27 protein-coding genes, 1 tRNA gene and 2 pseudogenes are annotated in these 24,268 nt (G+C 68.0%); 14 read left to right on the forward strand and 16 right to left on the reverse strand.

Annotated elements, in window-relative coordinates; genetic code table 11:
- Nucleotides 1-8: 8 nt before the first annotated feature.
- The 3 genes and pseudogenes from LRS10_RS09315 to LRS10_RS09325 form a co-directional block, all read right to left on the reverse strand.
- Nucleotides 9-1,607 carry an alpha-glucosidase family protein gene (locus LRS10_RS09315; protein WP_257837000.1) on the reverse strand — a complete coding sequence of 533 codons (1,599 nt, stop codon included), beginning with the start codon at nt 1,605-1,607 and terminating at the stop codon, nt 9-11.
- A gap of 4 nt (nt 1,608-1,611) precedes the next feature.
- The gene (locus LRS10_RS09320) at nt 1,612-2,229 is read right to left on the reverse strand and encodes an ATP-dependent Clp protease proteolytic subunit (protein WP_308237946.1); all 618 of its coding nucleotides are present in this window, start codon (nt 2,227-2,229) and stop codon (nt 1,612-1,614) included.
- 116 nt (nt 2,230-2,345) lie between these two features.
- Nucleotides 2,346-3,822: pseudogene (locus tag LRS10_RS09325) on the reverse strand (M20 family peptidase).
- Nucleotides 3,823-3,897: 75 nt separating this feature from the next.
- Between LRS10_RS09325 and LRS10_RS09330 the strand changes: the two are divergent.
- The gene (locus LRS10_RS09330) at nt 3,898-4,644 is read left to right on the forward strand and encodes an extensin family protein (RefSeq protein WP_257837001.1); all 747 of its coding nucleotides are present in this window, start codon (nt 3,898-3,900) and stop codon (nt 4,642-4,644) included.
- Here the strand turns inward: LRS10_RS09330 and LRS10_RS09335 are convergent.
- The gene (locus LRS10_RS09335) at nt 4,641-5,270 is read right to left on the reverse strand and encodes a PQQ-like beta-propeller repeat protein (RefSeq protein ID WP_257837002.1); all 630 of its coding nucleotides are present in this window, start codon (nt 5,268-5,270) and stop codon (nt 4,641-4,643) included. The two genes, LRS10_RS09330 and LRS10_RS09335, sit on opposite strands and share 4 nt — an antisense overlap.
- On the reverse strand, nt 5,188-6,552 hold the full coding sequence (locus tag LRS10_RS09340) for a PQQ-binding-like beta-propeller repeat protein (RefSeq protein WP_257837003.1): 1,365 nt from the start codon (nt 6,550-6,552) through the stop codon (nt 5,188-5,190). Before LRS10_RS09340 ends, LRS10_RS09335 begins: the two co-directional genes overlap by 83 nt.
- 161 nt (nt 6,553-6,713) lie before the next feature.
- Here LRS10_RS09340 and LRS10_RS09345 point away from each other — a divergent pair, with 161 nt between their 5' ends.
- A complete protein-coding gene (locus tag LRS10_RS09345; protein ID WP_257839123.1) occupies nt 6,714-7,499 on the forward strand; it encodes an SDR family oxidoreductase in 786 nt (261 codons plus the stop codon).
- A 102-nt stretch (nt 7,500-7,601) separates the two neighbouring features.
- Nucleotides 7,602-8,552 (forward strand): CsgG/HfaB family protein, encoded by a 951-nt coding sequence (locus tag LRS10_RS09350; protein WP_257837004.1) that lies wholly within the window; start codon nt 7,602-7,604, stop codon nt 8,550-8,552.
- Here the strand turns inward: LRS10_RS09350 and LRS10_RS09355 are convergent.
- Complete coding sequence (locus LRS10_RS09355) at nt 8,549-9,718, reverse strand: aminotransferase (RefSeq protein WP_257837005.1); 1,170 nt, start codon at nt 9,716-9,718, stop codon at nt 8,549-8,551. The genes LRS10_RS09350 and LRS10_RS09355 overlap by 4 nt on opposite strands.
- A gap of 55 nt (nt 9,719-9,773) precedes the next feature.
- On the opposite strand from LRS10_RS09355, the gene LRS10_RS09360 reads away from it, so the two are divergent.
- A complete protein-coding gene (locus LRS10_RS09360) occupies nt 9,774-10,226 on the forward strand; it encodes a GNAT family N-acetyltransferase (protein WP_257837006.1) in 453 nt (150 codons plus the stop codon).
- Between the two features lie 67 nt (nt 10,227-10,293).
- Entirely contained in the window at nt 10,294-10,824 is a 531-nt protein-coding gene (locus LRS10_RS09365; RefSeq protein ID WP_257837007.1) for a hypothetical protein, read from the forward strand.
- On the opposite strand, the gene LRS10_RS09370 is transcribed toward LRS10_RS09365, so the two are convergent.
- The 3 genes and pseudogenes from LRS10_RS09370 to LRS10_RS09380 all read right to left on the reverse strand — a co-directional run bounded on the left by LRS10_RS09370 (nt 10,707) and on the right by LRS10_RS09380 (nt 14,549).
- Nucleotides 10,707-11,390, reverse strand: a complete 684-nt coding sequence (locus tag LRS10_RS09370) for a hemolysin III family protein (RefSeq protein ID WP_257837008.1) — start codon at nt 11,388-11,390, stop codon at nt 10,707-10,709. The two genes, LRS10_RS09365 and LRS10_RS09370, sit on opposite strands and share 118 nt — an antisense overlap.
- 88 nt (nt 11,391-11,478) lie before the next feature.
- Nucleotides 11,479-13,311, reverse strand: coding sequence for a translational GTPase TypA (typA, locus tag LRS10_RS09375; protein WP_257837009.1), 1,833 nt, complete (start codon nt 13,309-13,311; stop codon nt 11,479-11,481).
- 327 nt (nt 13,312-13,638) lie between these two features.
- Nucleotides 13,639-14,549, reverse strand: a pseudogene (locus LRS10_RS09380) (N-formylglutamate amidohydrolase).
- Between the two features lie 103 nt (nt 14,550-14,652).
- Here LRS10_RS09380 and cpdR point away from each other — a divergent pair.
- The 7 genes from cpdR (at nt 14,653) to LRS10_RS09415 (ending at nt 18,110) form a co-directional block, all read left to right on the forward strand.
- Nucleotides 14,653-15,009, forward strand: coding sequence for a cell cycle two-component system response regulator CpdR (gene cpdR, locus LRS10_RS09385; protein ID WP_257837010.1), 357 nt, complete (start codon nt 14,653-14,655; stop codon nt 15,007-15,009).
- 58 nt (nt 15,010-15,067) lie between these two features.
- Nucleotides 15,068-15,142 (forward strand) — tRNA-Val (locus tag LRS10_RS09390).
- Between the two features lie 53 nt (nt 15,143-15,195).
- A complete protein-coding gene (locus LRS10_RS09395) occupies nt 15,196-15,759 on the forward strand; it encodes a hypothetical protein (protein WP_257837011.1) in 564 nt (187 codons plus the stop codon).
- A gap of 210 nt (nt 15,760-15,969) precedes the next feature.
- Complete coding sequence (locus LRS10_RS09400) at nt 15,970-16,476, forward strand: hypothetical protein (RefSeq protein ID WP_257837012.1); 507 nt, start codon at nt 15,970-15,972, stop codon at nt 16,474-16,476.
- A gap of 106 nt (nt 16,477-16,582) precedes the next feature.
- Entirely contained in the window at nt 16,583-16,762 is a 180-nt protein-coding gene (locus LRS10_RS09405) for a hypothetical protein (RefSeq protein ID WP_257837013.1), read from the forward strand.
- A gap of 111 nt (nt 16,763-16,873) precedes the next feature.
- A complete protein-coding gene (locus LRS10_RS09410) occupies nt 16,874-17,062 on the forward strand; it encodes a DUF3606 domain-containing protein (RefSeq protein ID WP_257837014.1) in 189 nt (62 codons plus the stop codon).
- 169 nt (nt 17,063-17,231) lie between these two features.
- The gene (locus LRS10_RS09415; RefSeq protein WP_257837015.1) at nt 17,232-18,110 is read left to right on the forward strand and encodes a Ku protein; all 879 of its coding nucleotides are present in this window, start codon (nt 17,232-17,234) and stop codon (nt 18,108-18,110) included.
- A 104-nt stretch (nt 18,111-18,214) separates the two neighbouring features.
- Here LRS10_RS09415 and LRS10_RS09420 read toward each other — a convergent pair whose 3' ends face one another.
- The 5 genes from LRS10_RS09420 to LRS10_RS09440 form a co-directional block, all read right to left on the reverse strand.
- Nucleotides 18,215-18,367, reverse strand: coding sequence for a hypothetical protein (locus LRS10_RS09420; RefSeq protein WP_257837016.1), 153 nt, complete (start codon nt 18,365-18,367; stop codon nt 18,215-18,217).
- Nucleotides 18,357-18,770 carry a hypothetical protein gene (locus LRS10_RS09425; RefSeq protein WP_257837017.1) on the reverse strand — a complete coding sequence of 138 codons (414 nt, stop codon included), beginning with the start codon at nt 18,768-18,770 and terminating at the stop codon, nt 18,357-18,359. The genes LRS10_RS09420 and LRS10_RS09425 overlap by 11 nt, the downstream gene beginning before the upstream one ends.
- Before the next feature lie 82 nt (nt 18,771-18,852).
- Nucleotides 18,853-19,560 (reverse strand): N-acetylmuramidase family protein, encoded by a 708-nt coding sequence (locus LRS10_RS09430; protein WP_257837018.1) that lies wholly within the window; start codon nt 19,558-19,560, stop codon nt 18,853-18,855.
- Nucleotides 19,557-19,907, reverse strand: coding sequence for a hypothetical protein (locus LRS10_RS09435; protein WP_257837019.1), 351 nt, complete (start codon nt 19,905-19,907; stop codon nt 19,557-19,559). Before LRS10_RS09435 ends, LRS10_RS09430 begins: the two co-directional genes overlap by 4 nt.
- 3 nt (nt 19,908-19,910) lie before the next feature.
- The gene (locus tag LRS10_RS09440) at nt 19,911-20,309 is read right to left on the reverse strand and encodes a hypothetical protein (protein ID WP_257837020.1); all 399 of its coding nucleotides are present in this window, start codon (nt 20,307-20,309) and stop codon (nt 19,911-19,913) included.
- Nucleotides 20,310-20,375: 66 nt separating this feature from the next.
- Between LRS10_RS09440 and LRS10_RS09445 the strand changes: the two genes are divergently transcribed.
- Together LRS10_RS09445 and LRS10_RS09450 are read left to right on the forward strand one after the other, a co-directional pair.
- Nucleotides 20,376-20,615, forward strand: a complete 240-nt coding sequence (locus LRS10_RS09445; protein ID WP_257837021.1) for a hypothetical protein — start codon at nt 20,376-20,378, stop codon at nt 20,613-20,615.
- A 224-nt stretch (nt 20,616-20,839) separates the two neighbouring features.
- On the forward strand, nt 20,840-21,949 hold the full coding sequence (locus LRS10_RS09450) for an acyltransferase (RefSeq protein ID WP_257837022.1): 1,110 nt from the start codon (nt 20,840-20,842) through the stop codon (nt 21,947-21,949).
- On the opposite strand, the gene LRS10_RS09455 is transcribed toward LRS10_RS09450, so the two are convergent.
- Nucleotides 21,919-24,099 carry a hypothetical protein gene (locus LRS10_RS09455; RefSeq protein ID WP_257837023.1) on the reverse strand — a complete coding sequence of 727 codons (2,181 nt, stop codon included), beginning with the start codon at nt 24,097-24,099 and terminating at the stop codon, nt 21,919-21,921. The two genes, LRS10_RS09450 and LRS10_RS09455, sit on opposite strands and share 31 nt — an antisense overlap.
- On the reverse strand, nt 24,100-24,258 hold the full coding sequence (locus LRS10_RS09460; RefSeq protein ID WP_257837024.1) for a hypothetical protein: 159 nt from the start codon (nt 24,256-24,258) through the stop codon (nt 24,100-24,102).
- Nucleotides 24,259-24,268: the final 10 nt, after the last annotated feature.

Raw genomic sequence — 24,268 nt, forward strand, 5'->3', positions numbered from 1 at the left:
ATAGCGGCTCAGGCGAGTTTGAGGAACGCCGCGGCGTAGGGCGACAGGCCGATGGAGCCGCCACGCAGGTCGGCGTCGCCGGCGCGGACGTCCAGGAGGGCCGCGCCCGCGAGCTGCGGCGCATCCACGAAGCGGGGCTCGGCCGAGAAGTTGAAGAGGCAGGCCACAGCCTCGTCGCCGCGCCGTCGCACGAAGGCCAGGATCTGCCCGTCCATGTCGAGGAACTCGATCTCGCCCAAACGCATCGCCGCCGAGCTCTTGCGGAGCGCGATCATGGCGCGGGCGAACCACAGGACGGACTCCACGTCCTTCTCCTGCTCGGCGACCGTCAGGCCGCGATGCTCGGCGGCGGGCGGCAGCCAGGGCTGGCCGGTGGTGAAGCCAAGGGTCTCGCCCGGCTGCCAGGGCATGGGCGTGCGGCAGCCGTCGCGGCCGCCGTCATAGGGCCAGTAGAGGTCGCCGACGGGATCGCGCAACTGGTCCCGGGTCAGCTTCGCCTGCGGCAGGCCCAGTTCCTCGCCCTGATAGATCAGGGTGGTGCCCTTCAACGCCAGCAGCAGGGCGAACATCATCTTGGCGAGCTCGGGCGAACCGTCGCCGAAGCGGCTGGCGGTGCGCGGCACGTCGTGGTTCGAGAAGCTGATCGTCGGCCAGTGGATCGGGTAGTCGGCGAGGGTGCGGTAGTGCTCGCGCACGAAGGCGGGATCGAGCTGGCGGGCCAGCAGCATGACGAAGGTGTAGCCGCTGTGGAGGCCATCCTCGTGGCTGCAGTAGGCGCCGCAACGCGCCTCCTCCTCGGAGAACTCGCCGAACACGAACCGCTCGCCGTGCTTCTCCACCCGCCGACGGATGAGGTCCAGCATCTCGACGTTCTCGGGCAGGTTGGAGTCGTGCAGGTGGCGCTGCAGGTTGCCCGCGTGGCTCCATTCGTGGCGGGTCCGCGCCGCGACGGGGACCGGCGGGTTGTCGGTCAGGGCCTCGTCGTGGAGATAGGTGCCGGCGACGTCGAGCCGGAAGCCGCCGACGCCCTTCTCGAGCCAGTAGTCGAGCACGCCCAGAGCCGCCTCGCGGGCGTCCGGGTTACGCCAGTTCAGCTTGGGCTGCTGGCGCAGGAACTTGTGATGGTAGTGCTGGCGGCGCTTGGGCTGGTAGGCCCAGGCCGGCCCGCCGAACACCGACAGCCAGTTGTTGGGCGCCGTTCCGTCGTCCTTGGGATCAGCCCAGACATACCAACCGGCCTTGGGCCCGTCGTGGCCGCCGGTCAGGCTATCGACGAACCAGGGATGCTCGTCCGAGGTATGGCTGAGCACCTCGTCAAGGACGACCTTGAGGCCCCGGCGGTGGGCCGCGTCCAGCAGCCGCTGGAAGTCCTCAAGCGTGCCGTAGTCCGCCTGGACGCCCTCGAAATCGGCGATGTCGTAGCCCCAATCGCGGTTCGGCGACGGGTGGATCGGCGACAGCCAGACGCCGTCCACCCCGAGGCTCTCGATATAGTCGAGCTTCGCCAGGACGCCGCGGAGGTCGCCGTGACCGTCGCCGTCGCTGTCGAAGAAGCTGCGGACATAGACGTGGTAGAGGACCGCGCCCTTCCACCACGGCTGTGTCATACGATCAGACGTCCGAGGTGTTCGTGATGATCCGCGAGACGATGCCGTACTCGACGGCCTGCTCGGCGCTCATCCAGAGGTTCCGGGTCGTGTCCTTGTCGACCTTCTCGTAGGTCTGGCCGGTCTCGCGGGCGATCATGCGGTTCACGCGTTCCCGCATCTTGATGATTTCCTCGGCCTCGATCTCGATGTCCGAGGCCTGGCCGCGCACGCCGCCCGAGGGCTGGTGCAGCAGGAACCGGGTGTTCGGCAGGCAGAGCCGGTTTTCCTTCTTGGCGCCCAGGTAGATGTGCGCCCCCGCGCTGGCCACCCAGCCGGTGCCGATCACCTTCACCGGCGCGCCGCAGAAGCTGATCATGTCGTGGATGGTGTCGCCGCTTTCGACGTGACCGCCCGGCGAGTTGATGATCATCCGGATCGGGGCGTCGCTCTCCGAGGCCAGGGCGGTGATCTGCGCCGTCACGCGCTCGGCCAGACGCATGTCGATCTCGCCGAACACCAGGACCGTGCGGGACTTGAAGAGGGCGTTTTGGACCGGCCCCGCCGTCATCGGCATGTCGGGCAGGCGGCCCTTGTCCTCGTCGTCCCCGTCTTCGTCCATGTAGGCGGTCCACTTCAGCATGGCGGCTCCTTCTGGCGGGCGGGGCGCGATCGCGCCGCCGTCCCGCGGAAAACTCTCTTCCACCGAGTTATTGGTCCGAGCGGGTTCCGGCAAGCGGCAGGCCCCGCTTTTTCGGCTCAGCCGGCCGCGGTGGCGATCAGCCGGGCGTAGAACTGCACCATCTTCTCGAGGTTCCGGAGCGTGAGGTGCTCGTTGGTTCCGTGGATGAGCTGGACGTCCGAGAGCGCGAGCTCCACCGGCTGAAAGCGGTAGATGTCGCGGGCGACCGGCGACATCCAGCGGCTGTCGGTGGCGGCGGTCACCAGGCTGGGGGCCACCGGCGCGCCGGACACCGCCGCCGCGGTGGCCGAGACCAGGCTCCAGCCCAGCGAGGCCGTCGACGAGACGGCCGAGGGCGCGGCGGGCGCGCCGTTCCAGCTGAGCGTCACCGGCAGGTCGCCGACGGCGGACCGGGCCCGCGCCATGACGCTGTCGGGGGTGTCGCCGGGCGCGATGCGGTAGTTGATCCAGGCGGTGGCGTCCTGCGGCAGGACGTTCTCCTTCGGGCTGCCCTTCAGCATGGTGGGCGCGATGGTGGTGTGCAGCAGAGCCGCGCCAGGGGGGCGTGGCGCCCACCTGGGCCACCAGCAGCGGCCCGAACAGCCACTCGTTGGCGACGGCCATGCGGATCGGGAAGTCGGCGGTGGGGGCCAGCGCCTTCAGCATGTCGGCGCCCGGGCCGCGGAAGGCCATCGGGAACGGATCCTCGACGATGGCGGTCACCGCCTTCGCCAGGACGGCGACGCCGCCGGCATCCTTCGGCGGGGCCGAGGAGTGGCCGCCCGCGGCGTTGGCGGTGACCTTCAGGGTCGCATAGCCCTTCTCAGCGGTGCCGATGACGGCGAGCTTGCCCCCGGTGATGGGGTTGTCCTCGAGCACCACCAGCCCCTCGTCGAGCACGAACTCAGCGCTGACGCCGCGGGCCTTGAGCAGCCGGGCGGCGGCCTGGGCGCCCGAGCCCTGCACCTCCTCGTCGCCGCCCAGGACGAGGATGACCGTGCGCTTCGGCGTGAAGCCCTGGGCGGCCAGGGTCTCGATGGCCTCCATCAGGCCGATCAGCGAACCCTTGTCGTCGATGGCGCCTCGGCCCCAGACGGCGCCGTCGGCGATGGCGCCCGAAAAGGGCGGGTGCTTCCATTGACCCTCGGTTCCCGGCGTCACCGGCACGACGTCCTGGTGCGCCATGAGGATGATCGGCGCGAGACCGCGGTCCGAGCCGGTCCAAGTATAGACCAGGGTCTCGGCGTCGATCACTTCGCGCGACATGGCGGCATGGGCGGTGGGGTATGTGGTCTGCAGGAAGGCGTGCAGTCGGGCCCACTCGGCGAGCTGGTCGTCCGCGCGATCCTGGTTCCGGACGGTCGGAATCCGGATGGCGCCGCTGAGGTTGCGGGCCGCCCGGGGCACATCCACGACGATCGGCGGCGCGACCTCAACGTCGGAGGCGATCAGGCCGGCGGGCGGCCTGTAGGTGAGGGTGCGCGCAAGCACCACGGCCACGAGCACGAGCCCTATGGCCAGAAGCCCGAGCGCGATCCGTCCTGCCAGTTTCATGAGCGATCCTCCCCCAAGGCCCGAGCTTCGCCGTGTGCGGCCTGAACCGCAAGGCGCCCGGCCCGTTGCAGTCCAGTGCCGCGCCGTTTCCCCAAGCTGAAGCCGGTCCCGGCCGAGACCCTGGCGCTGGCCGGCGCCTGGACCGCGCTGGTCGACGTTGCCATCGCCAGCCTGCTGCTGCTGATCGCCGTCGACGCCTTCGCCCCGCCGCAGGACCTGCCGTGGAAGCCGCTGCGCCTGGATCAGCCGGTCGGCATGGCGACGGCGATCAAGTTCGGCCGGGCGGCGGGCGATCCGGCGCAGTGCCGGAAGGTCCTGGCCGACGGCGGGGTGAGTTTCGTGGAAGAGCCCGACCGGGACTTCGGGGATTGCGCGACCGAAAACACCGTCAGGATCCGGGACGGGGCCGCCGTGGCCCTGGCGCCGGCCGCGCCCGTCGTCACCTGCCCGGTGGCGCTGGGCTATGCGTTCTGGAGCCGCCACGTCGTGCAGCCCGCGGCTGAAGCCGAACTGGGCGAGCCGATCTCCCGCATCGAACACTACGGCAGCTACGCGTGCCGAAACATCTACGGCCGCGCCGAGGGACGGCGCAGCGAGCACGCCACGGCCAATGCCCTGGACGTGGCGGCCTTCCGCACCGCCTCAGGCCGGCGGGTCAGCGTGGTCGGCGACTTCCGCGACGAGGGGTCGAACGGCCGCTTCCTGCGGCGGGTGCGGGACGGTGGATGCGACTGGTTCCGGGCGGTGCTCAGCCCCGACTACAACGCCGCCCACCGCGACCACTTCCACCTCGACTTCGGCCGCTACAGCCTGTGCCGCTAGCGCTGGGGCCGGAACGCCAGCAGCATGTTGCCCGGGGCCTGGCCGAACATGCCGTACCCGGAGCCCACGAGGACCAGGCCGTTCACGCCGACGATGGAGGCTGCATCGAAGGAGCCGCCGCGCCCGGCGACGCCGTTCAGGCCTTGGAAGTCGCGTAGCGTGTCGTAGGTCCAGAGCCGCTCGCCGGTTCTCGTGTCGATCACGAACAGACGGCCGTCGAGGCTTCCCGTGACGGCGGCGCCGTCGATGATCGTGGGGGCGCCGGAGAAGCCGTAGAGGCGATCGCAGCGCGGCGCCTTCTTGCCGCGCTCGCCTTCGCACGACGGGGTGGCCGAGTAGTGCCACGCGATCTCGCCTGTGTTGACGTCCAGGCCGTAGAGCCCGGGCTGAAGCTTGGGATCGAACGCCTCGGCGCCGGGCAGGGGGCGGCCGATGTGCGCCACCGGCACGATCACCGTCTCGCCGTCCAGGCCGATGCCCCAGTGGATGCCGCCGTTGGGCGTGCCCGCGCCGATGTCGCGCCGCCAGACCACCTTGCCGGTGTCAGGCTCCAGCGCCCAGACCGTGCCGGACTTCTGGCCGGCCAGCACCAGTTCCTTGCCGTTCTTCAGCTTGGCCAGGATCAACGAGGCGCCGAAGTCGACGTCTCGATAGACGGTTTCGTTCGCCTTCACACAGTTCAGCAGCTCGGGGCCCATTGGGGCCGCAGCCGACGTTGAAGATGTCGTCCGGCGTGGCCTGGTGGCTCCACGCTTCGGTCCCGTCCTTCAGCCGGATGGCGATCAGGGCGTTGGTGTTACGGTGGGCCGGCGGCGAGTTGCTTTCGCCGGTGCCGAAGTAGATCAGGCCGCGCTTCTCATCGACCAGCGGCGAGTTCCAGATCGGCGCGCCGGATGGGCCCAGCAGCGGCTTGCCGTCACCGCGGTCCCGCACCGGTTGCGCGTCGGGCATGGTGTCATAGCGCCACTGCTGTTCGCCGGTTTTCGGATCCAGCGACAGGACATATCCGTGGTTGGTGCAGCAGGAGACGTTGTTGTCATAGGCCTGCATGATCTCGAACTGGCTGACCGGGACGATGATCCGGTCCTTCAGGACGCGCGGCGTGCCGGTGGTCAGCGAGTAGGAATAGACCCCCACCGGCTTGCGCCACAGCGGCTTGCCGGTGCGGGCGTCGAGGACGTGGACGGTCGTGTCGAGGCCCGAGAAAGCCAGGACCGGCGTGCCGTCGGCGATGACGCCGTAGGCCGCGCTGGTGCGCAGCGGCGCGCCGCCCGGCGTATTGTAGACCCACTTCACACAGGGCTTGGCTGGGTCGGAGACATCAAAGGCATACATGGCCGAGGCCTCGGCCACCGGCAGGTAGACCATGTTGCCGACGACGGCTGGCTGGGCCCGCATCATGGTCACGTCGGGGAACGCGATGCCCCAGGCAAGGTCGAGCTTGGAGAGGCCGGCCTTCGTCAGCCCGGTCTGCCTGGCGGTCAGCACGCGGGTCTGGCGCGCGTCGAAGCCGAAGGTGGACACGGCCGGCGCGCCCTTGCCCAGCGCCACCTTCGCGTTCGGGCAGGCCATGGCCTGGCTCCAGGTCTCCCTGCTGGCCTCGCTGCGGCCGGTGAGGTAGCCGATCAACTGGCCGCGCTCGTCCTCGCTGAGGCCGACGCCCTGGGCCTGCATCTTGCCCTGTGTCAGGGCGAAGCTGATCGTCTGGTAGCTCATCGCGCCCAGCGTCTCGCGGCTGGGCGACTTGGTCTCGCCGGGGTTGTCGTGGCAGGCGGCGCAGCGCAGCCGGTAGATCGCCTGGCCCGGATGCGGCATCTGGCTGGCGGTCTGCGCCCTCAGCTCCGTGCCCACCACGAGCGCGGCGCCGGCCGCCATCACGAGGGCCGCAAGCCCTGTCCAAACCTTCATAGCGTTCCCCCGGGTACTCGATGACGGCTCTCGGACCGGCCGTTTGTTTTTCGAAGATACGGCATCCTGGGCATCCGTCCACCTTGACCGAGGGACAACGTGCGGCGCAAATGCCGGCCACCAGTCAAACAACTGTTTGGGAGAGCGCCGTGAGCGAGACGATGGACAAGCTGAAGGTCGGCGCAGGCGGACTGTTCGACCTGACCGGCAAGGTCGCGGTGATCACCGGCTCGTCGCGCGGCATCGGCCGCGCCATCGCCGAGCGCATGGCGGAGCAGGGCGCCAAGGTTGTGATCTCGTCGCGCAAGGCCGGCCCCTGCGAGGAAGTGGCCAACCTGATCAATGAGAGCCGGCCGGGCCACGCGATCGCCGTGCCGGCGAACATCTCGTCGAAGGAAGACCTTCAGCGCCTCGTGGACGAAACCCGCAAGGCCTTCGGCAAGATCGACATCCTGGTCTGCAACGCGGCCTCGAACCCGTTCTACGGCAGCCAGCTCGACATCAGCGATGACGCGTTCGGCAAGATCCTCAACAACAACATCGTCGCCAACAACTGGCTGATCGGCATGGTCGCGCCCGAGATGCGCGAGCGTAAGGACGGCTCGATCATCATCGTCTCGTCGATCGGCGGCCTGCGCGGCTCCACCGTCATCGGCGCCTACTGCATCTCCAAGGCCGCCGACATGCAGCTGGCCCGGAACCTCGCCCACGAGCTGGGGCCGGACAACATCCGGGTGAACTGCATCGCCCCGGGCCTGGTGAAGACCGACTTCGCCAAGGCGCTGTGGGACACGCCGGAGGGCGAGAAGCGCGCCAGCTCCGGCACGCCGCTGCGCCGCCTGGGCGAACCCGACGACCTGGCCGGCGCGGCCATCTATCTGGCGTCGCGGGCCGGCGCCTGGACCACGGGCCAGACGATCGTCGTCGACGGCGGCACGACTTCCTAAACAGCTTCATCGCGTCTCGGGACGGGTTCGTCGCAACGGTGGCGAGCCCGTCGGGCGCATCACCTTAAGCGTCGTCTCCTTTTCAGTCGGGGAGACGATGTGATGCGCAAGGTTGCGCGGGGCGCCGCTGTGGGCGTCCTGGTTTCCGTCCTGGCCGCGGGGCCGGCCGCCGCCCAGTACGGGATGGACAAGAAGGCGCCGAAGACCGCGGCGACGCCCGAGCTGCCCAGGTGCGACAAGCCGCTCGGGCGCGTCGCCATCCGGGAGCCGGAGAACGACTGGTGGACGGGGCTGGGCCTCTCCAACCCGGAAGCGGTGATCAAGCTGTTCGCGATGCGGTCGGGGTGCCTGCGGGTGGTGGACCGCAACGCCGGGCTGGCCATGCGGACGGTCGAGGCCGAGCTGGGCGCCGGCGGCGACCTGCGGCGCGGGGCGAACGTGGGCAAGGGTCAGGTGGCCGCCGCCGACTTCTTCATCGTGCCTGACCTGGCCAATTCAAACGGCAATTCCAGCGGCGGCGCCATCGGGACCGCCGTGGGCGCGTTCGGCGGCCGACTGGGGATGGCCGGCGCGCTCGCCAGCGGCCTGACGGTGAAGAGCCAGCAGGCCCAGGCGCTGATCACCCTGGTTGACGCGCGCACGACCGAGCAGCTCTACGTCGCCGAGGGCGTCTCGAAGAAGACCGACATCGGGTTCGGCGGTGGCGGCTACTATGACGGCTTCGCCGCCATTGGCGGCGGCTACGGCAACACGGCGATGGGCAAGGTCGTGACGGCCGCCTACTTCAACGCCTTCGTCGACTTGGTGGGCTACCTACAGCGCAGCGCGCCGTCGGGCGCTGATGCCTCCCAGAACGCGGGGGTGCAGGCGCACAAGGTGAAACAGGCCGTGGTCATGCGCGCCGGCGCATCGCCCAAGGCCGCCGAGGTGCGCAGTTTCGCGGTCGGGGACCTCGTCTATCCCACCGGCCAGAAGAACGGCATCTGGTGGGAGGTCGACGACGAGAACGGCAATCGCGGCTGGGTCAGCTCGGCGATGATCGGGCCGGCCTAGGAACAGGCGCGGGAGAGGTCGCGCGCTTTCGCCAGGCGCGCGACGCCTTCGTCCAGCACGGCGTCGCCCTTCGAGAAGCAAAGGCGCACGATGCTGGTCACCGCGTCCTCCTCGTAGAACGCCGACACAGGGATGGCCGCAACGCCGGCCTCATGCACGGCGCGCAGGCAGAAGGCGCGGTCGGCCTCGGCAATCCCGGAGGCGGGCAGGTCGATGTTCAGGAAGTAGGTGCCCTGGCTCGAGAGGACGGCGAAGCCCTCGCGCCGCAAGCCCTCGGCCAGCCGGTCGCGCGAGGCCTCCAGGTCCCGCGGCATGGTCGTGAACCAGTCGCCGGCGTTCTCCAGGCCCCAGGCCACCGCGGCCTGCAGATTGGGCGGGGTGGTGAAGGTCAGGAACTGGTGGGCGCGGGCCAGGCTGTGGGTCAGCTCGGGGGCGGCGCACAGGAAGCCGACCTTCCAGCCGGTGAGGCCGAACATCTTGCCGGCCGAGCCGATCTTCACCGTGCGCCGGCGCATTTCGGGATAGGCGATGAGCGGCCGGTGGCGTGCGTTCCCGAACACCACCTGCTCCCAGACCTCGTCGCAGATGGCGACGACGTCGAAGCGGACGCAGAACTCCGCCAGCAGGGCGAGATCCTCGTCCGGCAGGACCAGGCCGGCGGGGTTGATCGGGTTGTTGAGGACGACGAAGCGCGTGCGCTCGCTGAACGCCGCCTCCAGCATTGTCCGCGTGAAGCGCCAGTCCGGCGGCGAGAGCCGCACCAGGCGCGGGACCCCGCCGGCGAGCCGGATCATCGGCGTATAGCTGTCGTAGAGCGGCTGGAAGAGCACGACCTCGTCGCCGGGCTGGATCAGGGCGAGGAAGGACGCGGTCAGCGCCTCGGTGGCGCCCGAGGTGATGGTGACCTCGCCCTCCCAGTCGAGGTCCAGGCCCTGGGTGCGGGCGTAGTGGCCGGCCACCGCCTGACGCAGCTCGGGCAGGCCGCGCATCGGCGGATACTGGTTGTAGCCGTGGAGAACGGCGTCTGCGGCCTTGGCGCGGATCGCCTCAGGCCCCAGATCATCGGGGAAGCCCTGGCCGAGGTTGATCGCGCCCAGGGTGCGCGCCAGGCCCGACATCTCCTCGAAGACGGTGGTGGGCAGGTTCGCGAAGATCGGATTGGCCATCGCCGCGAGTTTGGCGACAGAGTCGGCCGACCGCCACAGTTTCGGAGGGTTGCCCGTGGAGATCGTCGAATTCCAACCACAGCACGCCGAGGCGTTCCGGACGCTCAACGAGGCCTGGATCTCAAAGCACTTCACCCTCGAGCCGAAGGACCGCGAGGTGCTGGAGGACCCGCAGGGCAAGATCATCGCCACGGGCGGACGGATCTTCATGGCGCTCCAGGACGGCGAGCCGGTGGGCTGCGTGGCGTTGCTGGCCATGGCGGACGGCGGCTTCGAGGTGGCCAAGATGACCGTGACCGAGGCCGCGCGCGGGACGGGCCTCGGCCGCCGGTTGATGGAGCGCTGCATCGAGGCCGGGCGAGAGTCAGGCGCGACGCGACTGTACCTCGAGACCAACTCCAGCCTCGCGCCGGCGCTGGCCCTCTACCGCGCCATGGGCTTCCAAGCTTTGGAGCCGACCCACACCGACTACGCCCGGTGCGATGTCTGGATGGAAAGGCCGCTCTAGGCGCACGTCCTTAGTTGCGAACGATTATCAATAGCGGTAGCGTCGGAGCCTCAGTGAGGAGTCGGCCATGCTCGACCGCGATCCGCCATCCCTGCTCCACGGCGAGCGCCTGCTGATCGGCGCGATCCGGCGTCTGGCGCGGCAGTCCGGCTGCTCGGGCGCATTGGCCCACTTCGAGGACGCGTGCGGCTGGGCCGGGCCTGAGGCGTGCCGGATGCTGGAGGTGTTCCTGCAGCAGCTCGCCCTGCACGGGCGGCGGAGCTTGACAATCTCGCCGCCGGGCGTGGCGGCGCTGACCGCCGATGAGCGGGCCGTGCTGGACGTGTTCGGCTGCGCCCAGGCCGAGGCCTACGAGGCGATGGACGCGCGGCTGGAAGCGCTGTTGGGCGACCTGCCGCCGGCGCCGTTGGGAGCCGCGGCCTGCATGGTGGCCCAGACCCTGGCGGCAAACGGCTGCCTCGTCGAGGCGTCGAATGACGCTCAGTGCTGGGAGGCGAGCACCACGCCCAGCAACACCGCGGCCCAGTGGGCGCCGGCGGCGGCGACGACGTGGCCGTGCCAGATGGCGCGGGCGAACTTCAGGCGCTTGTTCACGTAGAAGATCACGCCGGTGGAGTAGAGCACGCCGCCGGTGACCAGCAGGACGAAAGCGTACCAGGCCAGGCTGTCGATGATCGGCTTCAGCGCGATGACGACGAGCCATCCCAGCGCGAGGTACATGGCGACCCAGAACTTCCGGTCGAGGTTCTTCAGCACCAGCTTGCCGGCGGCGCCCAGCGTCGCGATCGTCCAGACGGCCGCGGTCATGCCCCAGCCCCAGGCGCCCGGCAGGCCCAGGGTGAAGGGCGTGTAGGAGCCGGCGATCATCAGGAAGATTCCGGCGTGATCCAGCCGGCGCAGCGTGGGTCGGAAGCGCGGCTTGGCGAAGTTGTAGGCTGTGGAGAAGGCCAGCATGGCCAGCACGCCGGCCGCATAGATCGAAACGCCGACCACCTGGCTGATGGAGCCCTTCGTCACGGCGATGGTCAGCAGGACGATGCCGCCCACGAGCGCGAGCGTCAGGCCGACCACATGCACGACCAGGTCCGCGCACTTGGCGGCGGGGGTCGGATAGTGGCGCGGCGGATAAGGCTTTGCCGGGCAGGTTTGGGGCGTGTCGGTCATGGCAGGATCCATAGACCCTTCCCGTGTCACGCATGTGGCTGTCGCGTCCAGCCACATGCGGATCACATTCGATTGCCGTCTTTTGCGGCTAGTCTTCGCGCGCCCGCTTCTTCCGGAACGACGGGTTCAGCACTTCCTTGCGCAGGCGGATCGACTTCGGCGTCACCTCCACCAGCTCGTCCTCCTCGATGTAGGCGATGGCCTGTTCGAGGGTGAGGCGGCGCGGCGGGGTCAGGCGGACGGCCTCGTCCTTGCCCGAGGCGCGGACGTTGGTGAGCTGCTTGCCCTTGATCGGATTGACGTCGAGATCGTCCGAGCGGCTGTTCTCGCCGATGATCATCCCCTGGTAGGTCTTCTCGCCCGCGCCGACGAACATCACGCCGCGCTCTTCGAGGTTCCACAGGGCGTAGGCCGCGGTCTCGCCGTCGGTGTTCGACACCAGCACGCCCTTCGGACGGCCTTCGATCGCGCCCTTGTGCGGCTCATAGTGGCTGAACACGCGGTTGAGCACGCCCGAGCCGCGGGTGTCGGTCAGGAACTCGCCCTGGTAGCCGATCAGCGAGCGCGAGGGGCACATCAGCTGGATGCGGGTCTTGCCCGCGCCGGACGGACCCATGTCCTTGAGCTCGGCCTTCCGCGCCGACAGCTTCTCGATCACGATGCCGGTGTATTCGTCGTCGACGTCGATGACGACGTCCTCGATAGGCTCCAGGCGCTCGCCGTTCTCACCTGTCTGGTAGACCACCCGCGGACGCGAGATCGACAGCTCGAAGCCCTCGCGACGCATGTTCTCGATCAGCACGCCCAGCTGCAGTTCGCCGCGGCCGGCGACCTCGTAGGCGTCAGACCCCGGGGTTTCCGTCACGCGGATCGCGACGTTGGCCTCGGCTTCCTTCAACAGGCGGTCGCGGATCACGCGGCTCTGCACCTTGTCGCCTTCGCGACCGGCGAGCGGGCTGTCGTTGACGCCGACGGTCATCGAGATGGTCGGCGGATCGATCGGCTGGGCGGGCAGGGCATCGCTGACCTCGAGGGCGCACAGCGTATCGGCCACGGTGGCCTTCGACATGCCGGCGATGGCGACGATGTCGCCGGCCTCGGCGCCCTCGTCGACCGGCTGGCGCTTCAGGCCACGGAAGGCCAGAACCTTGGTGATACGGCCCTGTTCGATCTGCTTGCCGTCGCGGTCCAGGGCCTTGATGGCCATGCCGGCCACCGCCTTTCCGCTCTCGATGCGGCCGGTCAGCAGGCGACCGAGGAACGGGTCGCTCTCGATCAGCACGTTCAGCATGCGGAACGGCTTGTCCTTGTTGGCCTCGACGGCCGGCGGTGGCACGTGATCGACGATCAGGTCGAACAGCGGGCCCAGGTTGTCCGACGGCTGGTTGAGGTCCAGGGTCGCCCAGCCGTTCCGGCCCGAGGCGTAGATGTGCGGGAAATTCAGCTGCTCGTCGTCAGCGCCGATCGCCGAGAACAGGTCGATGGTCTCGAGGTGCACGCGGTCGGGATCGGCGTGCGCGCGGTCGACCTTGTTGATGCAGAGGATCGGCCGCAGACCCATCTTCAGCGCCTTGGTCAGCACGAACTTGGTCTGCGGCATGACGCCTTCCTCGGCGTCGACCAGGAGTACGCAGCCGTCCACCATGCCGAGGATCCGCTCCACCTCGCCGCCGAAGTCGGCGTGGCCGGGCGTGTCGATGATGTTGATCCGGGTCTCGCCGGCCTTCCCGTTCCACAGCACCGAGGTGCACTTGGCGAGGATGGTGATGCCCCGCTCGCGCTCCTGGTCGTTGGAGTCCATGGCGCGTTCGACCGTCGCCTCGTTGGCGCGGAAGACGCCCGATTGGGCGAGGAGCTGGTCGACGAGCGTGGTCTTGCCGTGGTCGACGTGGGCGATGATGGCGATGTTGCGGAGCGACATGGAAAGGGGGTTCTGGACGGCTGGAGTGGCGCGCCTTCTAGGGGAGAGCGGGCCGCGCCGCCAGCAAGAACTGACCGGCCGCGACCCTATGGCCTTGAAAATGATCGTGCGGAGGACGGGCCCTGCCGCAGGAAAGTCGGGCTGCATGCACGTCGCCTCGAGGCAGAAATTTCAGCCTCTTCCGACCGGCGTTGGTATTTTGATGCTCCGCACACTTGCCTTTTGTGCGCTGCAGCGTAAGTAGGGCTTCTAGGCGTCGCTGACGCCTTTGCCCTTCCTGGGCGTTTCCTCCCTATTGAACTGCCGCGCCTTCGGGCGCGGCTTTTTTTAGGCTGCCTTGAGGGCTGACCAGTCGGCCGCGGCGAGCATGCGGGTGAGTTGCTCGATGTGCGCCTTCAGGCTCGGAAAACCGCCCGTGGGCGCCAGCGTCACCTCGTCGAGATAGAGCGCGCGGCTGAGCTCGATCTGCAGCGCATGCGTGCGCCTTGCGGGGCGGCCGTAGTGCTCGGTCGTGTAGCCGCCGGCGTAGGGCGTATTCCGAGCCACCCGATAGCCGAAGGCCTCCAGTTCGCGCTCCACGCGGGTGGGCAGCACGCCGGCGCAGGCGGCCCCGAACCGATCGCCGAGCACGATGTCGCACGGCCGGTCGCGTCCGCCCGCCTTCGCCGCCGCGGCGGGCATGGAATGCCAGTCGACCAGGATCGCGACGCCGTGCGCGGCCTGGGCGTCGGCGAGCAGGCCTTCAAGCGCGCGGTGGTACGGCCGATGGGCCCCCTCGATGCGCTTGCGGGCCTCGGCGAAGGTGAGCTTGCGGCGGTAGATCTCCTGGCCTTCCGAGACCACCCGGGCGATGGCGCCGAGGCCGGCGGCGACCCGCGCGGTCCTTGCGCGGGCGAACTCGGGCAGTTCGTCGACGAACATCGCCGGATCGAGCTCGAAGGGCTCGCGGTTGAGGTCGATGTAGGCCCGCGCATAGCTGGCGGTGATCACCGCCGCGCCGAACTCTGGTGCGGCGGCGATCAGATCGTCCACCAGGGCGTCCTCGGAGCGGCGGATGCTGACGGCGTCGAGCGCGGCGGCCGACATCATGTCTTCCGGATAGAGCCGGCCCGAGTGCGGCGAGGCGAACACCAGCGGGGTCGGCGGGGGCGCGCCCTCGGCGCCGCGCGGCGCAGGGTGTAGGCCGGCGCGGCGTCCGCGTCCGGTTCGGCGTCGCCGAGGCGCTCCCAGGCATTCATCGTCCGCATTGAACGCCGAGCCCACGCCTTCGGTCAAAGGGTTCATCGCGAATTTACGCTTGGCCGGTTATGTTGGGCGTTCACTCCCGAGCCGACTGTCCCGATGCCCCGTATCCTCCTCGCCGAAGACGACGATTCCCTGCGAGGCTTCCTCGCGCGCGCCCTTGAGCGGGCGGGCTACGACGTGACGGCGTGCGCTGACGGCGACGAGGCCGCGACCTATCTGGACGAGCCGTGGGACCTGCTGCTCACCGACATCGTCATGCCGGGCCTCGACGGCATCGAGGTGGCGCGGCAGGCGGCGGCCAAGCATCCTGGCCTACGGATCATGTTCATCACCGGCTTCGCCGCTGTGGCCCTGGCGGCCGGCGAGAAGGCGCCCGCCGGCTCCAAGGTGCTGTCGAAGCCCATCCACCTGCGTGAAATCGTCACCGAGGTGGACCGGATGATCGCCGCGTAAGGCGCTTGCCAGCGGCCGGGGGCATGGGTATATCCCGCGCCTCCCGACGTACGGATATGGACGCGTAGCTCAGCGGGAGAGCACTACGTTGACATCGTAGGGGTCACAGGTTCAATCCCTGTCGCGTCCACCATCCCATTTTCTTCAATAAAAACAGCTGATTAGCCCGCGGCGGCTCGCGCCTCTTTGGCGGGCATGCGGAGCGTTGGTTCCCTGAATGGTTCCCGCTTTAGCGGCGGGGACTGCGCTGAGACGCGGCCGTTTTCCTCGGCCTGCGGTCGTGCTTTCCTCGTCCTCGTGAAGGTCGTTTCAGAGAAAGCTGAGCGCGAGATCGCCACTTACGAGGCCGAGCGACGCCTCGACGGCAGCTTGAGGGCGCTGGCGGCCAACATGCTCCGGGTCGTGCGTGGCGCGGGCCGGGCTTACGAGTTCAGCGGGCAGATGGCGGATGTTCTCGACGCGATGCAGGCGTACCGCGACGCGGCTGGCGTGTGGCCGTCGGACCAACAGCTCTCATCGGCGCTCAGGCTGCGTGAGCCCGACTACCTGGAGACGCTCCCGGAGCACGGGCAGGACCGCTTCTACGCCGAGCGAAGCATCGTTCGCGGCGCACTCCAGATCGCGGCGTCCGAGCTCCTCGGCCAGCAGACCCAGAAGGCCGCCGGCAGGGGACGAGTTGCGCCGGGGGCGCCAGGCCTTCGAGCGCGCCGTGGAAGCGACGCGTGCGGCTCCGGTGCGCGTGTTCACTGAGCGCCTGCCTCTGCGGCCCAAGCGTCAGAACGGCAAGCCGCCGAAGAAGCGCTAGGCTCGATTGTCTGTGTACACTTTTTGTTCTGGTTCTTGACGGCGGGCGGCCAAGGGCGCTTCAAACGGATCGGGTTGGCGCCCAGACCGAGAGCACGCGTGGGAACGCGAACGAGCCGCCGAACCCCCTTCGCCTGGGAAGCGACCATCGGCGGCATGGCCGCGCAGGGTGCCCGGGTCATCCGCATCTGCAGCGAACGAAGTTGCGGCCAAGGCTCCCCTGTGGACGTGGTCGCGATTCTCGAGGCGGAGGGGCCGAGAGCGACCTTATGGAATCGTCGCCCCGCTTGCCCGCATTGCGGCGAGCGCGGCCACTACATGGCGTCACCAGGAGCGGCGACGCCGTTCCGCCCGCTGCTGAGTGACGAGCTCTGGCAGGAGGCCAAGCGCCAGCTCCTCAAAAGCCTCAGTCTATCAAAGCTGGACGTGAAGCGGATCCAGAGCTTCGCCGAGCGGGTAACCTCGCACCTTCCTGACGCACGCGGGCTTTCCGATCTCGACGCGGGGATATTCGTGACGGCGCGGATCGCATCGACAGAGGAGGTGCCGAAGGCGCTCCGCTATATGGGTGAGTGGGCGGGCCGCGACCTGCTCTATCGTGAGCTCAACGCTGGCGAGAGGAGCGTCTGGCGCCGCCGACGTTCCGGGCCGCGGCCAGTCTAGTCGTGCCCGCTGGCGGCGTCCCAATCTGACCTCGCCATTGTCTCAGTTGACTCTGGCTGGCGCTGACACCGGTCGCGCGCACCCAAGGTCGTCGCTATGATGTGACATGGGCTATCTGCTTCACCGCATGACAACCGGCGGCATCGTCACCGAGCATTTTGCAAGCGCCACGGACGCATTGGCGCGGATGAGCGAGACCGCCAACGAAAATCCGCTAGTCGTGACTGACGAGGGAACAGACCTCGATATGGACGAGCTCGAAGCACTCGCGCTCAAGGAAAACTGAGGTGTCTAGAGAAGTCCCGCCGTGGGAACAGGCGCACCAGGCAGAGCAGACGCACGGCTGTTGAACCCGCCTCGCCGGCTGAGTCGTTCCTCCGCGCAGGAGGATGACCGAATGGGCGACGACAAGCAGAACGTGGGCGAGTCGGACCGCAGCCGGGTTTCAGGCTCGGAGCGCTATGAGGTCCGCTACTTCGCCGAGAAGCACGGGATTACCATGGAGCAGGCCGGCGAGCTGATCGGCAAGCACGACAACGACCGGGAGACGCTGGACCGGGCCGCGGAGCAGCTGGAGGGCGGCTAGAGCTAAGCCCTTGACGCGAATCACGAATCATCCAGACGGCGGCGCTTGTTAACGCTTTCAAACCCCTACATGGCGACTCCCGCGGCGCTGAGGCGCTGTGGGAGCGGCCTCGGCGCTGCCCAGCCCTCTTAGCGACGGGCCGCTTTCCCCATTCGTAGGAAGGAAGCCCATGGCCGCCCGTCCCGCCTGGAACGGACACCTCAAGCTGTCGCTCGTTACCTGCCCGGTCGCGCTCTACAAGGCCACCGAGGCGGCGAAGCGCGGCGTCAGCTTCAACCTGATTGATCCGAAGACCAACGACCGCATCCGCATGAAGCCGCAGGACGCTTCCGGCGAGGAAGTGCAGCGCTCGGACCTGGTGAAGGGCTACCAGGTCGACAAGAACCTGTACGTCACCGTCACCGACGACGAGCTGCGGGCGCTGAAGGTCGAGAGCAACGGAGCCATCCAGATCGAGCGCTTCGTGCCGGAAGCCGAGATCGATCGGCTGTACTGGGATCAGCCCTACTACCTCGTGCCGGACGGTGATCTGGCCGTTGAGCCCTACGCCGTCATCCGCGAGGCCATGCGCCAAGGCGGCCAAGTGGCGCTTGCCCGTGTCGTGATGAACGGTCGGGAGCGGCAGTTCGCGCTTGAGGTGCGCGGCAAGGGGATCGTCGCGCACGCCATCCGCACGCATCAGGAGGTGCGCGACGCTGGGGCATACTTCGATCGCCTGCCCGAGACGAAGCCTGACGCGGCGATGGTCACCATCGCCAAGCAGATCCTGACGCAGCACGCAGGCCCCTTCGACCCCGCCTCGTTCGTCGACCGCTATCAGGCGGCCGTGCTGGAGCTCGTGGAGCGCAAGAAGGCCGAGCAGGGCATCGTCCGCGCTGGCTCGCGTAGCCGCGAGGAACCGCGGGAGGCGCAGATCATCGACCTGATGGCTGCGCTGAAGGCGAGCCTTGGCGGTGGCGCTGCGACCTCCGGTGACCGGCGCAAGCGGGCTCCTGCAAAGGCGGCTGCGAAGCCTGCCCCGGCGAAGCGCACACGGAAGGTGGGCTGAAACGCAAAGGCCCCGCCAGCGCGAAGCTGACGGGGCCGGTGCAACATAGAAAGGGCGGCCAGGCAAGGCCGTGTGCCTCTAACTTTTGAGAGGCGGCGCGGGTTTCAGGGCGGCGCGCAGCTCACGTCCTGCATCCCGTTCGCCACCGCCCACCTGCACAGCCGGCCGACCTGCGCTTGCAGCCCCCTGCCCCAGCTGAGCACCGCCGCGCTGTAGTCGTTCGCGGCCTTCTCAGAGATCAGCGCCTCATCGGGCACTCGCGGCTCCGGCGGCGCCAGCAGATCGGCACGCGGGGGGTAAGCCTGATGCACCTCCGGCTTGCTGTGCGCGCACGCGGCACAGGTAAGCGAGGCGAGCAGCACTAGGGCGGTTGTCGTCTTCCTGGTCATCGGCTTTCTCCAGCTCCCGTTGCAGTTCGGCCATTCGCCGGGCGTCGGCGAGGCGTTGTTCGGCGGCGACCTCCTTGGCGGCGGAGTCGATCGTCACGGCGTCAGTGATTGCGGCGGCGCGGCGCTCGGCCTGGCGGGCGGCTTCACGGCGCTCCCCGACATGCACGGCGAGCATCCAGGCCAGGGTGAGCAGCAGCAGGCCCACGCCCACCCCGGCCAGGCCCGCGATCAGGCGGTTCGAGCGGATCCAGAGGAACGCGGTGGCGAGCATCCGAGGTATCTCCGTGCGAGAGGGACGTAGAAGGGCCAGACCAGCGCCAGGAGCAGCAGGAGGAAGGCCCGGCGGATCACGGCTAAGCGGCGTGGCGCGCGTGCGCCGAGGCGAGCTTCGTGTGGTAGCCGTTCGCCGCGTAGGCGGGTCCGTTGTACCGGCGCGCGAAGTCCTCCCACCGACCCTCGCGCAGTTCGTCGTCCAGCTTGTTCGAGATGACGAACTGGACGAACGCTAGAAGGTGCTCTCGCTCACTCCGACGCATGGCGGCCACGAAGGCGTCGACCGTGGGGAAGCCGCAGGCCTCGTGGTTGAAGCCCATGATCTGGAAGCGGCCGTAGCTGGCGGACTTATAGGCCGCCTCGCGGTCAAGGTTCGCTGCGTAGAGCAGTTGATCCCAGCGCTCAGCCTGGGTCTTCTTGTAGGGCTTCTGGCCCCACTTCGGATAGCTGACGCCGCCGTGCGTGCTGTCGAAACGATGGCCGGTCAGGCGCGAAAAGACGTGGGGCTCGAACAGAATGACCGGGCGGCCGTCAGGCCCAAAGCCTCGGCCATTGCTCTCGACGTCATCGACGGCGCGGATGGCGGCCACGTCGCACCGCAAGCGGGCGGCGGCTTCCGCATAGTCTTCCGCGAACAGACCGATGACGGGGCCATTTGCGGCGGGCGCAGCAGGGGGCGCCGCTGGGATTGGCGCAGGAGCCGCCTCGGCCTTGTTCAGCAACTCCCCTAGCCGGGCGATCAGCCGCCGGGCCTCGTCGCGCTCCTCTGTGGTCAGGGTGAGGCTCACGGGCGCGGCCCTCCATACATGGCAGGGTCTTCGGCGGGCTCCGCCTCACGGATCGCCACGTCCACGTCAGGCGCGGCGATGATCGCAGCGGCGCCCGGCGGCGGGGTGGCCGAGGCTTTCACCTTCTCCACTTCCGAGGTGTGCGCCGCGATCCGGGTCAGCTCGAAGGCCTTGCCGATGTAGAGCGCGCCGACGCCAGCGAAGACGCCGGTGATGAAGATCGCTCCGTCGTTACCGTCGCTGACCTTGTAGGCAATGACGACGGTAGCCCAGGACGCGGCGGCGGAGGTGAAGATGATCGCCAGGGGCCGGGCCAACTCGCCGATGAAGGACTTGATGTGCTCCATCGGTCAGTCCTCCAGCTTCGTGATCGTGGTCTTGCCTGCGGCGAGGTTGGCGAGGGACCGCTGGATGCCCGCAACCTCCCTCGCCGTCCTCTCACCGCTCTTCTCGATGTGGTCGAAGCGTATGCGGCTCTCGGTCCGCAGCTCCGTGAGCGCGTCGTTGAGGCGCTGCAGTATCCCTTCGTCGCGTTCGATGGTGGTGAGGCGCTGATTGATCGCCGCCCGGTCGCTCTCTGACTCCCGGCGGAAGGCGTCCATGCCCTCGGCCCAGCGCTTCAGCTCCTGGAACGCGTCCTGAAGCCCCTTCACCAGCTGCCGCATGGTGGCGATCACGGCGACGGCGGTGACAAGGTAGAAGGCAGCCTGCATCAGCAGGCCCAGCCACGGCGCGGGCGCGTGAGGCATCGTTCCATCCTGAACTAAGGGGTAAAAGGGGATGCCGCCGACGCCGGGCCGGAACGGGAGCGATCTATGAAGGTGCGCGAACTGATCGAAGCGCTATCGGCGTTCGATCCGGAGTTCCTGGTGATGATCCCAGGCCAGGCCGAGAACGTGGAAGTGCTCGACCAGGTGCTGTTGGACTGGGCCGCGCCTGAAGGCGGACGGCTACAGCTCACCTACCCTGATGAGCCGGGACAGCCGGTCGTGCGGATGGTCGGGCCGGAAGGGCCCGGCGAGGACTACTTCCGGAACACGGCGGCGGAGGACTGAGGTTGACCGCTTCCGCCTGAGGTGGCGTGCTTAGGCCGCCGAGCGTAGTCCCTCCGGTCCGCTCGGTAGGCCGGCGCGGAGGACGGAGCGCGCCGGCCACCTTTCCCGCTCATAGACGCGCAGCGAGAGCGGTGGCTGCGCAGAGGCAGCACACGCTGCGCTTGCACGATTTCCACTGCACCCGTCCCAAACCAGCGATATGCTGACGCTTGGGAGGCGACACTATGCAAGAGCGCGAAGGGCAGTTCGTTGAACTGCAGTCGATCCGAGCCCTTCTCGCGCCGGTCGTTCTGATCGAACACTGCCTGGGCTACTTCCGGACTGCTGAGTGGGTCGATACCGTCCGTTGGGCGCTGAATGATGAGGCGCTCCTTGTGACGTTCTTCACTATGAGCGGCTACCTGATGGCCCTTGCCGTCCTGAAGCGGGATGAGCAAGGAAAGAACAGCGCTACCGACTTCTACGTGCGCCGCCTATTCCGGCTCTATCCAACCATCTTGGCGGCGTCCGCGCTCAGTCTCGCCTACCTCCTGACGCTGCACTATGGCCGTCCCATTCCAGGCGCGTCCGAATGGATGCTTGACCGTTTCCAAGAAGACCGAATGACGGTCCTACATCTCGCGGCTAGCGCGGCCGGCCTGTTGGCCTTTCTCCTACCGCCGCTGTGGACCAACTCGGCTGAACTCGCGGGCTCAGCCCTGATGCCTTGGCTGCCGCACCTAATCCGTCGCCGCCTGTTCTGGGTCACGCTGGCCGCCCTCGGCATCGTCAGCGTCCTGGTGGGCTCCAGTACCTACTACGGGGTCGGTCTGTATTTGGTCGACTTCATGATCGGTGCGGCCGTTTGTGTTCTGCCGACCTGGGTTGGCGAGAGGCTGCGGGCCTCGAAGCGCCTAGCTTATGGAGTCCTGCTGATAGCGTTTGTCACACTCGCCTTCAGCGGGATGATCCTCCCGGAAGGCCATCATAGGCCTACTCAAATCCTCGCTTCGCTGGGCGCCGCTGCGATCTTGACGTGCATCACGACAGGGTCTGTTGACCTGCCATTCCTACGGACCAAATTCGGCACCTTCATGGGCGACATCGGCTTCGCCATGTACCTACTGCACTTCCCAGTGATGTGCCTGATCGCTTGGCCTCTTGCGTTGACCACGCTCGGTTCCGAAGCGAAGGCCTTCACCCTGGCCGGGCTCACCCTCGCGACGACGATCCCGCTTTCGTACCTGAGCTATCGCTATGTCGAGATGCCGGGACAGCGCCTCGGCAAGTGGTTCCTCGCGCAGCGCTGGAGCGCGTGGCTTTCTCAGCCCCGCTCCACCCAGACCACAGCGTAACTCGTCCCGATCGGCCATGCGTCGAACACGTAGGAGCGGTTGGCTGCCATCACCTTGTCCGCCCCCGTGTTCAGCTTGAGGCTCGTCCCGTGCTTAAGCGTGACGTTGCTGTTGCCGTAAACGACGAGTTCCTGCCCCGCCACACCGCCCGTGAAACTCGTCACGTCAGTCGCCGAGGCGTGCTCCAACAGCAAGCGGGTCGTACCCTCAGCGTTCGGGGTCGCACCCGAAGAGATGCGCCTCACAGCCGAAACAAACGCGACGCCCTGGGGTGAGAATGCATTCTGCCGGATCGCGCCGGTCTGGTGATCATAGGATCTTGGGTGGACCAGCTTGGCACGCCGAAGCGGTGCTCCCTCACTGCTGGCGGAGTAGTTGAAGCCGTAGCGATGGCGCTTAGTCGGGTCGTAGGTTCCGCAGCGCGCAACGGGGTTGATCAGAGTTCCGCCGGCGATCAGGGTACCGGCTGAGCCAGGCACGCCGACGAAACCGTCGTAGGTGTTATCGCGGGCTAGGCCATTATCGAGGGCGTAGCAGTTCCCGTACTGGCCCTCACCGGTGATCATCCCGTGGCCGAAGTTGCGCATCGCGCGAACTGCGTTGACGCGACTGATGTCAACAGCAAGGTCGACAAAGCCTACATCCGACTGCTCGGCATTAATCTCGTTGATCCAGTTGTTTCCGCCCCGCATCAGCACGCCGACCTCGCGGATAACGTCGCACGTGATCGTCCCGGTCGCGGGGCTCGCAGCCCCAGAGGCAATTATCGTCTGGAACGTCGTCGAAGACGGCACCGCCGTGACGTACTTGATGTCGTTGTAGTCGGCCTGGTTCGCGCCATACATGAAGACGATGTCGCCGACGACAATGCCGTGCGGAGCCGCGCTCGTGTACGTCGCAACCCCCGCGCTCTGCGTCGCCGTGACCGTCAGCGACTTGGACATGCCGGTGTTCGAACAGTAGCCCTGGACCCGCTCGATGTTGTGGTCGGCTCCATCGATGTCGACGGCGGCTTTAATCTCCTCAGGCACGCCGCCCATGAAGGCAAAGTTGGCCTGGATACGCCGGATCTCGGCGTTGGCCGCTCCGTCCTTCGTGCGGAAGCCCTGCTGGCCGGTGCGCGAGATGCTGAGGTCTTCGTAGCGGCCGTTGAAGCAGGCCACGTCCACCCCGATCTGGTCGGGCCTGCCCGGTCCTGCCCCGATCACATGCAGCTTGCGAAGGCTCGCCCCATACACCGTCTCGTCGGAGCCGATCACGTAGGGCGCGTCAGACCCGGCGCTGATGACGATGGAGGCCGTGCGACCGACAATCCCCGGATTGCCGATGGAGCAGTCGGTGTCCCCGATGAGCGCGACGCGGTCCGCCAAGGTCACGTCATCCGCGATCCGCGCGCCGCTGGTCAGGCTCGCCCGGCCGCCGCCACGGGCGTCGACATAGTCGATCAGGGCTTGCAGCGCCGCGCTGTCGTCCGTGCCGATCCAGCAATCCACGCCGGCCACACCGGGGGACGCCGCAGGGCTGACCGTCGCCGTCGTGTCGCCCGTCACGGCCGTAATGGTCCCGATGTAGCCGAAGGTGTTCGGGATGATCACCTTCTTGCCCACGTCCTCTGAGGTGAAGGACGCGCCCGGGACGGTCATGTTGCCCGTCCCGTTGGCGATGGTCGCGGCCGGGTAGTTGACTGCATCGACCTTCGCACCCGCCTGACGGTCGTTCGGATAAGGCTCCGACAGTTCCCACCAGGCCCCGTCGGCAGACTGGAACTTGCAGGCATGTGAGGGCTCCGCACCCACGCGCCTATAGAGAGCGCCGCCGCCGTCGCCGTGGGCGTAGTATCCACTCGTGCTGATCGTCTGGAATACAGACGGGATATTGGTCGCCGACCACGCTGCCCGCGTTCCCTTGTCTTCGGCCGCCGCAAGGGCCGCCGAAACCAGGCCTTCAGCGGCGTTCTTGGCCGTCGTTGCGCCCTGAGCAGCGGTCTCAGCGTCGAGCACGGCTGTCGCGAGCGGTTCAAGTTCGGCGGCGACGCTTGTCGCCGTGCCGGCCGCAGCTTCGGCGTCTGCCTTCGCTTGAACAGCAGCCTCGCCGGCGGCGAGTACAGCCGCGAACTCAGGCGCTTCCGAAAGAGGCCTGCGCGCTACCATCTATTCGCCCTCCGAGTAGTACAGCGCGCCGTCCTCGGGATCGCTGTAGTAGGTCTCTTCGTCTTCAGTGCTCACCACCCATGCCGCCCCCTCCGGCGGCACGAACAGATCAGCGCCCCGGGGGATCAGCCCCGGGCCGGTTCCGATACGGCGTGTCATGGTATGCTCC

This window comes from Phenylobacterium sp. J426 (assembly GCF_024699945.1).
In the GTDB taxonomy this organism is placed as follows: domain Bacteria; phylum Pseudomonadota; class Alphaproteobacteria; order Caulobacterales; family Caulobacteraceae; genus Phenylobacterium.